Genomic DNA, 13,098 nt, shown 5'->3' with positions numbered 1-13,098 from the left:
TTAGAAGCTCAGGCTGGTGCTGGACTTTGAGAGTTCCGCGCCTTGCTGGCCGTTCGGGCCGATCAGTTGTACCTGAATTTTCTCGGTGGCGGGGAAGCGCTTGAACAGCTCTGCAAGGTTCAGGGACTTCAGCGCGTCGGGGGTGGCGCACTCGAGTTGGTAGTGGGCGTGCACTTCGCTGTGTTGGTGCTCATGGCCCTTGGCGTGCCCATCATGATGCTCATCTTGGCCGAAGAGCGGGCTCTCGAGTTCCTGCGAGACGACCTTGCAACCGGCTGCGGCCGGAAGGGCGAAGAGCTCCAGGGGCTTGTCCAGCTCGGCGCGGGCGGCGGTGACCTTGACCTTGTCCGCGTCGCTTTTGGCTGCATGCTCGAAGCCGACCAGGTTCATTGCAGGGCTTTCCAGCTCCAGTTCCAGGGTCTTGCCGTCCAGCGCGGCGTTCAATCGCGCCACGCCGTGCTCGTGGGCACTGAGGCTGCCGTGCTCATGGTCGTGCTCATGAGCCTGGACGGCGGCCAGGGGCAGCAGGGCGAAAGGCAGGGCAAGCAGCAAGCGGCGCATGGGAGATCTCCGGGAGGGGGAAGTGAGCGTTACGTTATAACAAATGTAGGCAGCCCGCCAGCGCCGTGGGAGCATTGCGCATTCGCTTCTGGAGGAGTTGGATATGCTGCGTATACGTGGACAGATCGGTGACTGGCCGGTGGACCTGACGGTGGAAATGGATGCCGACGACTGGGACCAGTTGGCCAGCCGCCTGTCGCCCGAGGGGGTGGTCCAGGCTCCTATGGCGGCGAAGGCTGCGAGTGGCCCGCACAATGACGCCCTCTGGGATACCGCCCAGCAACTTCTGCGCGAGGCCGGGCAGATGGAGGGGCCGCGCCTGCTGGCGGAACTGGAAGCGCTGGCCGGCGGCGTGGCGGCGGGCAAGCGCCTGTTGGTGCGCCTGCGCCACTGTGAGCAGGTGCATATGGAAGCGGGGAAGGATGCGCCCCTTTATATATGGAGGGGGTGAGCAGTCGATGTGCCGAGTTGCCCTTGCAGGTTGGGCCGAGTTTCACGAGGCCCAACGAGCAGAGTCGAATTCTGCTCGTTGGGCTTCGCTGCGCTCTTCGCCAACCTACCGATGCTCGATCAGTAGATCGCGTTGTAGAGCTTGCGGCGGTAGGTGGTGACCAGCGGGTGGTCGTTGCCCAGCAGGTCGAACACTTGCAGCAAGGTCTTGTGGGGCAAGCCTTCGCAATAGCTGCGGTTGCGTACGAAGAGCTTGAGCAGGCTATCCAGCGCCGGCTCGTACTGCTGGCGGGAGAGCTGCTGGATCGCCAATTGGTAGACCGCCTCGTCGTCGCCGGCATCCTGCGCCAGGCGTGATTTCAGGTCGGCCACTTCCGGCAGGTCTGCAGCCTGGCGGAGGAAGGTCAGTTGGGCACGAGCGCCGGCCAGGGCCTGCTTGTGTTCGTCGCTCTTCACCGCGTTGAGCACGGTTTCCGCTTCGCCCAGTTCGCCGCGCTCGGCGAGGCAGCGGGCATAGAGGATCAGGCCGGCGGCGTTGGTGTTGTCGTCGGTCAGCAACTGCTTCAGCAGGTTCTCCGCTTCACTGATGCGGCCTTCATTGAACGCGGCCTGGGCGGCGTCCAGCAGATTACCCTGGGGAGTAGCCGGCATCTGCACGTGGGGTTCGAGCATGGCGCGGATGGCTGATTCCGGCTGCGCCCCGGCGAAGCCGTCCACCGGCTGGCCGTCCTTGAACAGCACCACGGTCGGCAGGCTGCGGATGCCGAAGCGCATGACGATGTCCTGCTCGATATCGCAATTGACCTTGGCCAGCAGCAGCTCGCCCTGGTAAGACTCGGCGATCTGCGCCAGCAGCGGCATCAGCGCTTTGCAGGGGGCGCACCAGTCGGCCCAGAAATCCACCAGCACGGGCTTGTGGAAGGAGTTCTGGATCACCGCCTGGTCGAAGTCGGCGCCGGTGGTATCGAAGATGTAAGGAATGTCGCTCATCTGGGCTCTCGAAAGCGCGAAAGGATGGGCGAATCATAAGGCCGGCGACGGGGGATGAATATGCCCCGCACGAGCGCGGAGCTTGCAGATGGCACGGTCTGCTTTACCTGTGGGGGCGAATTCATTCGCTAACCGGGCCGCAGGTCCGGCCCCGGGAAATCAACCCGAGACCAGTTGGGGAGCGCTACGCGCTCCATAGCGAATGAATTCGCCCCCACAATGTCATCACCGAATCGCGTGATACAGGCTCACATTGCGGAATTCCGCCGGCTCGGCCAGGTCCGGCCAGGTGCAGGCGTCCAGAATGGCAAGGCGCGTGTAGAGCGGGTGCTGGAAGTCGCGGACCCGTGAGTCGGCCACCAGGGCCTGGCGGCCGCGCGTGAGGAAGTGGTCGAGCAGGGGCAGGTTGGCTCGGTCGTAGAGCACGTCGGCGACGATGATCAGGTCGAAGCGGTCTTCTTCCTGAAAGAAGTCCGCCGAGTAGCTCAGCTCTACTCCGTTGAGCACGGCGTTGGCGCGGCAGGCTTCCAGGGCCAGTGGGTCGAGGTCGCAGGCGACTACTTCGGCGGCGCCGGCCTTGGCTGCGGCAATGGCGGCAACGCCGGAGCCTGCGCCGAAGTCCAGCACGCGCTTGCCAGCCACCCACTCGGGTTTCTCGGCCAGCCAGCGTGCCAGAGCCAGGCCGCTGGCCCAGCAGAAGCACCAGTAAGGCGGTTCTTCGAGGATGCGTCGGGTCTCTTCGGGGCTGAAGGCGCGGTCCATATTGTTGGCGTCGATGAGCCAGAGCTTGAGATCTGTGCCGGGCAGGGTTTCCGCACCGAGGCTGGCGTCGCCCAGCAATTGGGTCAGCGCCTGCTGCAGCGATTCCGGGGCGTTCATGGTGCCGGCACCATCTGCAGGGGGCCGAGGGATTGGCTTTGAGGCTGCAGGATGAGGCGCGGCTGCATCTTGAGGATCAACTGTCCGGACAGACTGACGCGGCCGCGCAGCTCCACGCGCTCACCACGGGGAAAGGACTCCGGGTTGAACAGCAGGCGGAAGGGCAGGGGGCCGCCATTGCCATTCAACACCAGGCTGCCAAGCAGGCGTTGTGGGCGGTCGCGGGAATCGATCGACATCAGTGCCAGTTCCACCTCGCTGCCGGCGGGCGGCGCCTGTAACACACCGCTGAGTTCGCGCATGTGGGCAGGCGTGGCCTCCACCTTGGGCTGCGGCGCCGGGGCGGGCTGTTCCGGGACGGGTTCTTCACTGGCACATGCCGCTAGCAGGGTGGCCAGGAGCAAGGGAAGGAGTGGACGCATCTGGGCTTCCTGATCTGAATGCGCGGGCCTTATAGCGCAAAGCCGTCGGCTTGTCTTGCCCCGGGGATGCGCTACCATGGACCCCCTTTTCTACCGATGCCCCCACGAACGCCATGCACTGTCCCTTTTGCGGCGCACACGACACCAAGGTCATTGATTCACGGCTGGTAGCCGAGGGCGATCAGGTGCGCCGTCGCCGCGAGTGCCTGAACTGTGAGGAGCGTTTCACCACCTTCGAGACCGCCGAACTGGTGATGCCCCGTCTGATCAAGCAGGACGGTAGCCGCCAGCCTTTCGACGAAGACAAGCTGCGGGCCGGCATGCAGCGCGCACTGGAAAAGCGTCCAGTAAGCGTAGAGCGTCTTGAGGCAGCCATCGCCCATATCAAGCACAAACTGCGCGCCACCGGCGAACGTGAGGTGAAGTCGCGGGTGCTGGGTGAGCTGGTGATGCTTGAGCTGCAGAAGCTCGACGAAGTCGCCTACATTCGCTTCGCCTCGGTCTATCGCCGCTTCCAGGACCTCAACGAGTTCCGCGAGGAAATCGAACGCCTGGCCCGCGAGCCGTCGAAAGACTGATGGCTGTCAGCGATCAGGCCTATATGGCCCGCGCCCTCGAGTTGGCGCGCAAAGGTATCTACTCCACCCACCCCAATCCGCGCGTCGGCTGCGTCATCGTTCGCGATGGCCAGATCGTTGGCGAAGGCTGGCACGTCCGTGCCGGCGAACCCCATGCCGAAGTCCACGCCTTGCGCCAGGCCGGTGAGCTGGCCCGCGGCGCGACCGCCTACGTCACCCTCGAACCCTGCAGTCATCACGGTCGCACGCCGCCTTGCGCCGATGCGCTGGTGGCTGCCGGAGTGGGGCGCGTGGTGGCGGCCATGCAGGACCCCAATCCCCAGGTGGCCGGCCGTGGCTTGAAACGCCTGGCGGATGCCGGCATTGCGGTCAGCAGTGGCGTGCTAGAGGCCGAAGCGCGGGCATTGAATGCCGGCTTCATCAAGCGCATGGAACAGGGCCTGCCGTTCGTGCGGGTGAAGCTCGCCATGAGCCTGGACGGCCGCACTGCGATGGCCAGCGGCGAGAGCCAGTGGATCACCGGCCCGGAGGCCCGTTCGGCCGTACAGCGCCTGCGCGCCAGGGCCAGTGTGGTGCTGACCGGAGCCGATACCGTGCTCACTGACGCTGCGCGTCTCACCGTGCGTGCCGAAGAGTTGGGCCTCGACCCTGAACTCACTGCCCTGGCCGTCAGTCGCCCGCCGCTGCGGGTGCTGGTGGACGGGCGTTTGCGGGTGCCGCTGTCGGCGCCCTTTTTCCAGGCGGGTCCGGCGCTGGTCGCCACCGCCGGCGATGTCCACGAAGTCAGTCCTGGCCGCGAACTGCTGGCCCTGCCCGGCGCCGATGGCCATGTCGACCTGCGCCGGTTGCTGCAAGAACTGGCCAACCGTGGCGTCAACGAAGTCCTGGTGGAGGCCGGTCCGCGCCTGGCCGGGGCCTTTGCCCGTGCCGGACTGGTGGATGAGTACCAGATTTTCATCGCCGCGAAGTTCCTCGGCTCCAGCGCCCGTCCCTTGCTGGACTGGCCGTTGGCGCGGATGGCCGAAGCCCAAGAGCTGAACATCGTCGAAATGCGCGCTGTGGGCGACGACTGGCGAGTCATTGCGGTTCCTCGTCCCGCTGCCTGATTTCGCACGCGCCAGCATGCCCACGACAGCCGATGCAAGTTCGCCACGACTGTGATAAAACGCCTGCCAGCCAGTTTCATTGACTGGCTGAAACGTTCTCAGGGCGGGGTGCAAGTCCCCACCGGCGGTAATTGCGCTGAATGTGCATAGCCCGCGAGCGCCTGCCACTGGCAGGGTCAGCAGACCCGGTGTGATTCCGGGGCCGACGGTAATAGTCCGGATGAAGAGAGAACGGGATAGCCTGCCTGGGCTGGGGTACGTTCGTGCCTGCGCCCGCCAGATCCCTTTCGATCCGATACGCCCTGTTTTTCACGAAACAGGAGTTCCATCGATGTCACATGCAACAGTCCATATCCTTCCGGCGCCGGCGGATCGTCCGCGCGCGGGTGAGGGGCGGGCGCCTATAATGCGTCTTTCGCCGGTTTTCGCCGGCACGCTGCAAGTTCTGGAGGTCCCATGTTCACCGGCATAATCGAAGCCATCGGCACCATCCGTGCGATCACGCCCAAAGGCGGCGACGTCCGCGTCCTGGTGGAAACCGGCAAGCTGGATCTCGGTGACGTGAAGCTCGGCGACAGCATTGCGGTAAACGGCGTCTGCCTCACCGCCGTGGAGCTGCCGGGCAACGGCTTCTGGGCCGATGTCAGCCGCGAGACCCTGGCCCGCACCGCCTTCGACGACCTGAAACCCGGCAGCCCGGTCAACCTGGAAAAGGCCCTGACCCCTACCAGTCGCCTCGGTGGCCACCTGGTCAGCGGCCATGTCGACGGTATCGGCGAAGTCGTGGCGCGGGAAGACAACGCCCGCGCCGTGCAATTCCGCATTCGCGCACCGCGCGAGCTGGCCAAGTACATTGCCCTCAAGGGTTCGATCACCGTCGACGGCACCAGCCTGACGGTGAATTCGGTAAACGGCGCGGACTTCGAGCTGACCATCGTCCCGCACACCCTGGCCGAGACCATCATGGTCGACTACCGACCGGGGCGCCGCGTCAACCTGGAGGTCGACCTGCTGGCTCGCTACCTGGAACGCCTGCTGCTGGGCGACAAGGCAGCGGAGCCCCAGTCCTCCGGCCTGACCGAAAGCTTCCTCGCCGAACACGGCTACCTCAAACACTGAATTCATTAAGGAGGGCCCATGGCTCTCAACAGCATCGACGAACTGATCGAAGACATCCGCCAGGGCAAGATGGTCATCCTCATGGATGACGAGGATCGCGAGAACGAAGGCGACCTGATCATGGCCTCCGAGTGCGTGCAGGCCGAACACATCAACTTCATGGCCCGATTCGCCCGCGGCCTGATCTGCATGCCGATGACCCGTGAGCGCTGCGAGCTGCTGAAGCTGCCGCTGATGGCGCCGCGCAACGGTTCCGGCTTCGGCACCAAGTTCACCGTTTCCATTGAGGCCGCCGAAGGTGTCACCACCGGCATCTCCGCCGCCGACCGTGCGCGCACCGTGCAGGTAGCGGCCGCCAAGGGCGCCAAGGCCGACGATATCGTCAGCCCCGGTCACATTTTCCCGCTCATGGCCCAGCCCGGCGGCGTGCTGGCGCGTGCCGGCCACACCGAAGCCGCCTGTGACCTGTCGCGCATGGCTGGCTTCGAGCCGAGCGGCGTGATCTGCGAAATCATGAACGACGACGGCACCATGTCCCGTCGCCCCGAGCTCGAGGCCTTCGCCGCCGAGCACGGGATCAAGATCGGCACCATCGCCGACCTCATCCACTACCGCCTGATCCACGAGCGCACCGTCGAGCGCATCGCCGAGCAGCCGCTGGACAGCGAGCTGGGCCATTTCAACCTGGTGACCTACCGCGACTCCGTGGAAGGTGACGTGCACATGGCGCTGACCCTGGGCAAGATCTGCCCGGAAGAGCCGACCCTGGTGCGGGTGCATAACATGGACCCGCTGCGCGATCTGTTCATGGTCAACCAGGCGGGTCGCTGGAGCCTGCGCGCCGCGATGAAGGAAGTGGCGGCCGCCGGCAGCGGCGTCGTGCTGCTGCTCGGCACCCCGCTCACCGGTCCGCAGTTGCTGGCCCACCTCGAGCGCCAAATGGGTGCCGAAACCAAGGTCACCAACCCGACCACCTACAGCACCGTGGGTGCCGGCTCGCAGATTCTCCGCGACCTCGGGGTGCGCAAGATGCGCCTGATGAGCTCGCCGATGAAGTTCAACGCGATATCCGGCTTCGACCTGGAAGTTGTAGAATACCTGCCCGCTGAATGACCCGTAGGGCTCTGGCCATCAAGGCCGGGGCCCTCGCTCTTTAATTGACGAGATCTCGCCCATGTCCCTGAAGACCATCGAAGGTACCTTCATCGCCCCCAAAGGCCGCTATGCCCTGGTGGTCGGCCGTTTCAACAGTTTCGTCGTGGAAAGCCTGGTGAGCGGCGCCGTAGACGCGCTGGTACGCCATGGCGTCAGCGAAAACGACATCACCCTCATTCGTGCGCCCGGTGCATTCGAGATCCCGCTGGTGGCCCAGAAGGTCGCCCAGCAAGGCGAGTACTCCGCCATCATCGCCCTCGGCGCGGTCATTCGTGGCGGCACCCCGCACTTCGAATACGTCGCTGGCGAATGCACCAAGGGCCTGGCCCAGGTCTCCATGGAATTCGGTGTACCGGTCGCCTTCGGCGTGCTGACCGTCGACTCCATCGAGCAGGCTATCGAACGCTCCGGCACCAAGGCCGGCAACAAGGGTGCTGAAGCCGCTCTGTCCGCCCTGGAAATGGTCAGCCTGTTGGCTGCCCTGGAGGCCAAGTGAGCAACGCAGACGGTTCGGCGCCCAAGGCACCGAAAGGCAAGATCGCAGCCCGTCGCCAGGCCCGCAGCCTGGCGATGCAGGCGCTCTACTCCTGGCACATTGCGGGTCAGCCGCTCAACGAAATCGAGGCGCAGTTCCGCGTCGACAACGATTTCAGCACGGTAGACGGCGCCTACTTCCACGAGATTCTCCACGGCGTACCGCGCCAGAAGACCGAGATCGATGCGGCCTTCCTGCCCTGCCTGGACCGTGCCCTCGAGGAAGTGGACCCGGTTGAGCTGGCGATCCTGCGCCTGTCCACCTACGAGCTGATGAACCGCGTGGATGTGCCTTACCGCGTGGTGATCAACGAAGGTATCGAACTGGCCAAGGTGTTTGGCGCAACCGACGGGCACAAGTTCGTCAACGGCGTGCTGGACAAGCTGGCGCCGCGCCTGCGCGCCGCCGAAGTCCGCGGCGGCAAGCGCTGATTGCAGCCGTCGCGTGGGTGAGTTCGAGCTGATCCGCCGTTTCTTCGCCTCTGCCGCTTGCGCGGCCGGAGGCGAAGGTATTGCCCTTGGCATCGGCGACGACTGTGCGCTGCTGCAACTGCCGCCTGGTGAGCAGCTGGCGATTTCCACTGACACCCTGGTGGCCGGCGTGCACTTTCCGCAAGGTGCCGACCCCTTCCTTCTTGGCCAGCGCGCCCTGGCGGTTTCCGCCAGCGACCTGGCGGCCATGGGCGCCACGCCCGTCGCCTTCACCCTTGCCCTGACGCTGCCCGACGCCCGAGCCGATTGGCTGGAGGGGTTCGCCCGTGGTCTATGCGCCATGGCGAGCGGCTGCGGGATCGGCCTGGTGGGCGGCGATACCACCCGTGGTCCGCTGAGCCTGACCCTGACCGTGTTCGGTCGCCTGCCTGCTGGCCTGGCCCTGACCCGCGCCGGTGCGCGTCCCGGCGAGCTGCTGTGCGTGGGGGGCAGCCTGGGCGATGGTGCAGGCGCTCTACCGCTGGTGCTGGGCGAGCGGCAGGACAGCGGCGTGCAGGCGGACTACCTGCTGCAGCGCTACTGGGCGCCACAACCGCAACTGGCCCTGGGCCAGGCGCTGCGCGGCAGGGCCACGGCGGCGCTGGACATCTCCGACGGTCTGCTTGCCGATTGCGGTCATATCGCTACCGCCTCGGGCGCAGCGCTGCTGGTCGAAGCTTCGCGGCTACCGCTGTCTTCGGCCCTCGAAGGACTCTTTTCCAGGGAATTCGCCCTCAACTGTGCGCTAGCCGGTGGCGATGATTACCGCCTGGCCTTTACCCTGCCTGCCAGCGAGCTGGACGCCCTCCAGGCGGACTGGCCGGACGTGGCTGTGATCGGCCGGGTGGAAGCCGGACAGGGTGTGCACCTGCTGGACGCCGCCGGCGTCGAAGTAAAACCGCCGGCACTGGGTTATCAACATTTCGGGAGTCAAGGTGACTGATCGCGAATCGGCCACGCCGCAACCCATCCCTCATTCGGTATGGAGCAACCCCTGGCATTTCCTCGCCTTCGGCTTTGGCTCGGGTACCTTGCCCAAGGCCCCGGGCACCTGGGGTTCGCTGGTAGCGCTGCCCTTCATTCCGCTCTGGCAGATGCTGCCGGACTGGGGTTACTGGTTGATGCTGGGGCTGACCATGCTGTTCGGCTTCTGGCTGTGCGGCAAGGTAGCCCACGATCTGCGCGTGCATGACCATGAAGGCATCGTCTGGGACGAGATGGTCGGTATGTGGATCACCCTCTGGCTGGTGCCCGAGGGCTGGCAATGGTTACTGCTGGGTTTCCTGGTGTTCCGTGTGATGGACATCCTCAAACCCTGGCCAATCCGCTGGATCGACCGCCATGTCCACGGTGGCGTGGGGATCATGCTCGACGATGTGCTGGCCGGGGTCTTCGCCTGGCTGGCGATGCAGCTCATCATCTGGGGTCTGGCCTAGTCTTGGTAGGACCTGCGACGGGGATGGGCGGGTGGAGGGCAGTGTGATGCGGAGCTGGATACTGAAGGCCCTGATCGGTTGCGTGTTGCTGCCCGCAGCCTGGGCCGAACCGTTCCCGGCCAACGAAATCCATCTCGCCAGCGAAGTCTGGCCCGAGCACACCGAGGCCAACGGCACGGGGCTCGGCTGGGACATCCTGCGTCGGGTCTATGAACCCGAAGGCATCCAACTGAAGATCCGCTCCATGCCCTATACCCGCTCCATCGGCCTGGTGCAGCGCGGCGAGGCGGATGCCTGGGTCGGTTCCTACCGCAACGAGGTCAAGGACGCCTGGTACCCGCGCTGGCACTACGACGCCGACCAGGTCAGCGCGCTCTCGCTGAAATCCACTCCGGTCCCCACCCTGGCCACACTCGGGCAGTACCGCCTGGCCTGGATTCGAGGCTACGACTACCAGGACTACCTGCCGAACCTGAAGCACTTCAAGGAGATCCAGCGGCGTAGCGGCATCCTCTCGATGCTCGAGTTGGGTCATGTGGATTTCTACATCGACGCCCGCACCGAGGTGGACGATGTGCTGGAAAGCGCTACCGACCGCGGCCGCTTTCGGATCACCCCGCTGGTGCGCCTGCCCCTCTACCTGGGCTTCGCCAATACAACGCGCGGCCGCCATCTGGCGGACGTCTTCGACCGACGCATGAGCGCCCTGGTCGCCAGCGGCGAGCTGAAACCGTTGTTCAAGCGCTGGAAACAGCCTTACTCCTTCGACAAGGAACTGGAGAAACCCCATGTCGCGCCCTGACTTGCGATTCGTCGCCTTCCTGCTGGCGTTCGCTCCGCTACTCGCGGCCGCTACCCAGGTGCAAGTGGTCGGCCTCTTCCCCGGAGCTGCGGTACTCAACGTCGACGGCCAGCGCAAGCTGGTGAAAGTGGGGCAAACGGGCCCTGGTGGCGTTCAGGTAATCAGTGCCGACAGCAAGGGTGCTGTGCTGCGCGTCGACGGCGTCGAGCGCAGCTACGGCCTTTCCCGCGAATACAACCAGGCCGGCAGTTCCGCCGCGCCCGGCACTCCGGCCGCGCCGCAGAAGGCCCAGCTAAGCGTCGCCCGTGGCAACAATGGGCATTATCAGGTGGCGGGCTCCATCGAGGGTCATCCGGTGCAGTTCCTGGTGGACACCGGCGCCACCAGCGTCGCCATGAACGAGAACCAGGCCCGTCGCCTGGGTATCGACTACCGGGTGAAGGGTCTGCCGATGAAGGCCAGCACCGCCGGCGGTACGGTCAATGCCTGGCGGGTGAAGTTCGACAGCATCAAGGTCGGCAGCCTCGAAGTGCTGGGCGTGGAGGGTGCGGTTATCGAGGGCGAGGCGCCGGTGGAAGTGCTGCTGGGCATGAGTTTCCTCAATCGCGTGCGCTGGCGCGAAGAGCAGGGCGTTCTTCTGCTGGAGTCGAAATTCTAAGGGCGCTTCCTTCGAGCCATTCGATACGTATCCCCAACTATTCAATCTGACCTGCCGGTTAGTGCTGCTGTTACAATGCCGGCCTTGCTAATTTCCAGGAGTTCTCCGGTGTCTGTCGTTTTTGTCGCCGCCTCCCAACTGCCCACTCCTTTCGGCGTGTTCACCATGCACGGCTTTCTCGATGAGGCCAGTGGTAAGGAGCACGTTGCGCTCACCCTGGGCGATGTGGCCAGCGGCGAACCCGTCCTGGGCCGCCTGCACTCCGAGTGCCTAACCGGTGACGCCCTGTTCAGCCTGCGTTGCGATTGCGGGTTCCAGCTGGAAGCGGCCCTGAGTGCCATCGCCGAAGCCGGCTGCGGCGTGCTGCTGTACCTGCGTCAGGAAGGTCGTGGCATCGGCCTGCTGAACAAGATCCGCGCCTATGAACTGCAAGATGGCGGCGCCGATACCGTTGAGGCCAACGAGCGCCTGGGCTTTGGTGCCGATCAGCGGGATTATGCAATGTGCCAGCCCATGCTGGAGCACCTGGGGGTTTGCGCCATCAAGCTGATGACCAACAACCCACGCAAGGTCAAGGCTCTGGAGAGCTATGGCCTCAACGTGGCCGAGCGCGTACCGCTGCAGACCGGGCTGAACAAGCACAACCGCAAGTACCTGGCCACCAAGGCCGGCAAGCTCGGGCATATGCTCGGCAACCTGCATCAGGCGGAAGCCGAGTCGTGACCCGCAAGGACGTCCGTCGCAGGCTCGCCCTGGCCTGGTGGCGCCAGCTGGGCTACACCCTGGTGCCGCTGTTCATCATGAGTTACCTGTTTGGCGACGGTGAACCGGTGCTGCCGGTGCTGCAGATGCCGCTATTCATCGCAGCGCTGGCGTCCATGTTCTTCAGCCTGCCGTTGTTTTCCGCGTACAAGCGCGCGCTGGTTGCGACCGAAGCCGCCCTTGGCCGAGCCGAGGAGCCGGGCGCCTGGCAAGAGCTGGCTCGTCGTCGTGGCAAGGCCTTTCTCGCCGCCGGCTTGCCAGCCTGGATCGCCGCCCTGGCGGTGCTGGTCGGCCTCAATGCAGTGGCGCTGATCCTCCTCGCCCTGAGCAGCCTGGTGCTGCTCTACCTCTACCGAATTCCCCGCCAGCTCGGCTGATGCGCCGGCTGCTCACCTTCCTGCTGTTGTGCCTGGCCCTACCCGCCACGGCACAGCTGCGTGTGGTCAGCCTGGCGCCTTCCCTCACGGAAACCATGCTCGACCTAGGCGCCGGCGACCTACTGGTGGGTGTGCTCGACGGCGGTGATCGTCCAGCGGCCCTCGCGGGATTGCCATCGGTAGGCCGATACGGTCAGCTGCAAGCGGAAAGCCTGCTCAACCTAAAGCCTGACCTGGTGTTGCTGTGGCCCGACAGCGTCGGCGCCGCTGGGCGCGAACAGCTGAAAAGGCTCTCGATTCCCCAGTTGGTGGTGGAACCCCGGGATCTGGAGCAATTGGCGCAATCGTTCATCGAGATCGGCGAGCGAGTCGGTCGGGCCGACCAGGGCCGCCAGTTGGCTGTGCGTTTTGAAACAGGCCTGGCGGAACTGCGCCAGCGCTATCAACGTGATGCGCCGCTGAAGGTCTTCTACCAGGTGTGGGACAAGCCGCTCTACACCCTCGGCGGCAAGCAGATCGTCAGCGATGCCTTGAGGGTCTGCGGTGCGCGGAACGTCTTCGCCGACCTCGCGCTGCCGGCGCCACAGGTGGGCGTCGAGGCCGTGCTGCAGCGCGATCCGACGGTGATCCTGGTGAGCGAGCCGAGCCAGGCCGGCGACTGGAAAGCCTGGCCGCAATTGGCGGCAGTGAGGACGGGGCAGGTCTGGCCGGTGCCCGACCGGGGGCTGGAGCGGCCGAGTTTCCAGATGCTGGGTGCAACCGAGAAACTATGCCGCCTGCTGGAGACTGCAAGGTAAA

General features: G+C 65.1%; 18 protein-coding genes and 1 riboswitch. Of the genes, 14 read left to right on the top strand and 4 right to left on the bottom strand.

The window, feature by feature from the left end; genetic code table 11:
* On the bottom strand, positions 1-561 hold the full coding sequence (locus tag E8F20_RS05385) for a DUF2796 domain-containing protein (RefSeq protein ID WP_280282791.1): 561 nt from the start codon (positions 559-561) through the stop codon (positions 1-3).
* 103 nt (positions 562-664) lie between these two features.
* Here E8F20_RS05385 and E8F20_RS05380 point away from each other — a divergent pair, with 103 nt between their 5' ends.
* Positions 665-1,012, top strand: a complete 348-nt coding sequence (locus tag E8F20_RS05380; RefSeq protein WP_280282790.1) for a hypothetical protein — start codon at positions 665-667, stop codon at positions 1,010-1,012.
* A 119-nt stretch (positions 1,013-1,131) separates the two neighbouring features.
* Here E8F20_RS05380 and trxA read toward each other — a convergent pair whose 3' ends face one another.
* The 3 genes from trxA to E8F20_RS05365 all read right to left on the bottom strand — a co-directional run bounded on the left by trxA (position 1,132) and on the right by E8F20_RS05365 (position 3,302).
* Positions 1,132-2,001 carry a thioredoxin gene (gene trxA / locus E8F20_RS05375; protein WP_137823881.1) on the bottom strand — a complete coding sequence of 290 codons (870 nt, stop codon included), beginning with the start codon at positions 1,999-2,001 and terminating at the stop codon, positions 1,132-1,134.
* 225 nt (positions 2,002-2,226) lie between these two features.
* Positions 2,227-2,880 (bottom strand): 50S ribosomal protein L11 methyltransferase, encoded by a 654-nt coding sequence (locus tag E8F20_RS05370; RefSeq protein ID WP_280282788.1) that lies wholly within the window; start codon positions 2,878-2,880, stop codon positions 2,227-2,229.
* The gene (locus E8F20_RS05365) at positions 2,877-3,302 is read right to left on the bottom strand and encodes a YbaY family lipoprotein (protein ID WP_280282787.1); all 426 of its coding nucleotides are present in this window, start codon (positions 3,300-3,302) and stop codon (positions 2,877-2,879) included. Before E8F20_RS05365 ends, E8F20_RS05370 begins: the two co-directional genes overlap by 4 nt.
* 113 nt (positions 3,303-3,415) lie before the next feature.
* Between E8F20_RS05365 and nrdR the strand changes: the two genes are divergently transcribed.
* The 13 genes from nrdR (at position 3,416) to E8F20_RS05300 (ending at position 13,097) form a co-directional block, all read left to right on the top strand.
* Positions 3,416-3,880: a transcriptional regulator NrdR gene (gene nrdR / locus E8F20_RS05360; protein WP_280282786.1), complete on the top strand. Its 465-nt coding sequence runs from the start codon at positions 3,416-3,418 to the stop codon at positions 3,878-3,880.
* Positions 3,880-4,986, top strand: coding sequence for a bifunctional diaminohydroxyphosphoribosylaminopyrimidine deaminase/5-amino-6-(5-phosphoribosylamino)uracil reductase RibD (ribD, locus tag E8F20_RS05355; RefSeq protein WP_280282785.1), 1,107 nt, complete (start codon positions 3,880-3,882; stop codon positions 4,984-4,986). The genes nrdR and ribD overlap by 1 nt, the downstream gene beginning before the upstream one ends.
* A gap of 90 nt (positions 4,987-5,076) precedes the next feature.
* A riboswitch (FMN riboswitch) is annotated at positions 5,077-5,223 on the top strand.
* A gap of 219 nt (positions 5,224-5,442) precedes the next feature.
* Positions 5,443-6,105: a riboflavin synthase gene (locus E8F20_RS05350; RefSeq protein WP_280282784.1), complete on the top strand. Its 663-nt coding sequence runs from the start codon at positions 5,443-5,445 to the stop codon at positions 6,103-6,105.
* 18 nt (positions 6,106-6,123) lie between these two features.
* Positions 6,124-7,218 (top strand): bifunctional 3,4-dihydroxy-2-butanone-4-phosphate synthase/GTP cyclohydrolase II, encoded by a 1,095-nt coding sequence (ribBA, locus tag E8F20_RS05345; protein WP_028629206.1) that lies wholly within the window; start codon positions 6,124-6,126, stop codon positions 7,216-7,218.
* Between the two features lie 61 nt (positions 7,219-7,279).
* Complete coding sequence (ribE, locus tag E8F20_RS05340; protein ID WP_069082022.1) at positions 7,280-7,756, top strand: 6,7-dimethyl-8-ribityllumazine synthase; 477 nt, start codon at positions 7,280-7,282, stop codon at positions 7,754-7,756.
* Positions 7,753-8,226, top strand: coding sequence for a transcription antitermination factor NusB (gene nusB, locus E8F20_RS05335; protein WP_028629204.1), 474 nt, complete (start codon positions 7,753-7,755; stop codon positions 8,224-8,226). The genes ribE and nusB overlap by 4 nt, the downstream gene beginning before the upstream one ends.
* Positions 8,227-8,239: 13 nt before the next feature.
* A complete protein-coding gene (gene thiL / locus E8F20_RS05330; RefSeq protein WP_280282783.1) occupies positions 8,240-9,208 on the top strand; it encodes a thiamine-phosphate kinase in 969 nt (322 codons plus the stop codon).
* Positions 9,201-9,701, top strand: coding sequence for a phosphatidylglycerophosphatase A (locus tag E8F20_RS05325; protein ID WP_280282782.1), 501 nt, complete (start codon positions 9,201-9,203; stop codon positions 9,699-9,701). Before thiL ends, E8F20_RS05325 begins: the two co-directional genes overlap by 8 nt.
* Positions 9,702-9,747: 46 nt before the next feature.
* On the top strand, positions 9,748-10,503 hold the full coding sequence (locus E8F20_RS05320; RefSeq protein WP_280282781.1) for a transporter substrate-binding domain-containing protein: 756 nt from the start codon (positions 9,748-9,750) through the stop codon (positions 10,501-10,503).
* Positions 10,490-11,161 (top strand): TIGR02281 family clan AA aspartic protease, encoded by a 672-nt coding sequence (locus E8F20_RS05315; RefSeq protein WP_137823507.1) that lies wholly within the window; start codon positions 10,490-10,492, stop codon positions 11,159-11,161. The genes E8F20_RS05320 and E8F20_RS05315 overlap by 14 nt, the downstream gene beginning before the upstream one ends.
* A 108-nt stretch (positions 11,162-11,269) precedes the next feature.
* Positions 11,270-11,884 (top strand): GTP cyclohydrolase II, encoded by a 615-nt coding sequence (gene ribA / locus E8F20_RS05310; RefSeq protein ID WP_028629199.1) that lies wholly within the window; start codon positions 11,270-11,272, stop codon positions 11,882-11,884.
* Positions 11,881-12,300 (top strand): MFS transporter, encoded by a 420-nt coding sequence (locus E8F20_RS05305; protein ID WP_280282780.1) that lies wholly within the window; start codon positions 11,881-11,883, stop codon positions 12,298-12,300. Before ribA ends, E8F20_RS05305 begins: the two co-directional genes overlap by 4 nt.
* A complete protein-coding gene (locus E8F20_RS05300) occupies positions 12,300-13,097 on the top strand; it encodes a cobalamin-binding protein (protein WP_280282779.1) in 798 nt (265 codons plus the stop codon). Before E8F20_RS05305 ends, E8F20_RS05300 begins: the two co-directional genes overlap by 1 nt.
* Position 13,098 lies beyond the last annotated feature (1 nt).

Origin of the sequence: Pseudomonas sp. BN415 (genome assembly GCF_029871195.1) — a bacterium.
Classification (GTDB): domain Bacteria; phylum Pseudomonadota; class Gammaproteobacteria; order Pseudomonadales; family Pseudomonadaceae; genus Metapseudomonas; species Metapseudomonas resinovorans.
The sequence above is the reverse complement of the archived record's forward strand: the minus strand, read 5'-3'. Positions and strand labels throughout refer to the sequence as shown.

Excerpts from the sequence above, each read along its gene's own strand:
- E8F20_RS05385 (WP_280282791.1), bottom strand. The coding sequence starts at position 561 with ATGCGCCGCTTGCTGCTTGCCCTGCCTTTCGCCCTGCTGCCCCTGGCC.
- E8F20_RS05380 (WP_280282790.1), top strand. The coding sequence starts at position 665 with ATGCTGCGTATACGTGGACAGATCGGTGACTGGCCGGTGGACCTGACG.
- trxA (WP_137823881.1), bottom strand. The coding sequence starts at position 2,001 with ATGAGCGACATTCCTTACATCTTCGATACCACCGGCGCCGACTTCGAC.
- E8F20_RS05370 (WP_280282788.1), bottom strand. The coding sequence starts at position 2,880 with ATGAACGCCCCGGAATCGCTGCAGCAGGCGCTGACCCAATTGCTGGGC.
- E8F20_RS05365 (WP_280282787.1), bottom strand. The coding sequence starts at position 3,302 with ATGCGTCCACTCCTTCCCTTGCTCCTGGCCACCCTGCTAGCGGCATGT.
- nrdR (WP_280282786.1), top strand. The coding sequence starts at position 3,416 with ATGCACTGTCCCTTTTGCGGCGCACACGACACCAAGGTCATTGATTCA.
- ribD (WP_280282785.1), top strand. The coding sequence starts at position 3,880 with ATGGCTGTCAGCGATCAGGCCTATATGGCCCGCGCCCTCGAGTTGGCG.
- E8F20_RS05350 (WP_280282784.1), top strand. The coding sequence starts at position 5,443 with ATGTTCACCGGCATAATCGAAGCCATCGGCACCATCCGTGCGATCACG.
- ribBA (WP_028629206.1), top strand. The coding sequence starts at position 6,124 with ATGGCTCTCAACAGCATCGACGAACTGATCGAAGACATCCGCCAGGGC.
- ribE (WP_069082022.1), top strand. The coding sequence starts at position 7,280 with ATGTCCCTGAAGACCATCGAAGGTACCTTCATCGCCCCCAAAGGCCGC.
- E8F20_RS05320 (WP_280282781.1), top strand. The coding sequence starts at position 9,748 with ATGCGGAGCTGGATACTGAAGGCCCTGATCGGTTGCGTGTTGCTGCCC.
- E8F20_RS05315 (WP_137823507.1), top strand. The coding sequence starts at position 10,490 with ATGTCGCGCCCTGACTTGCGATTCGTCGCCTTCCTGCTGGCGTTCGCT.
- E8F20_RS05300 (WP_280282779.1), top strand. The coding sequence starts at position 12,300 with ATGCGCCGGCTGCTCACCTTCCTGCTGTTGTGCCTGGCCCTACCCGCC.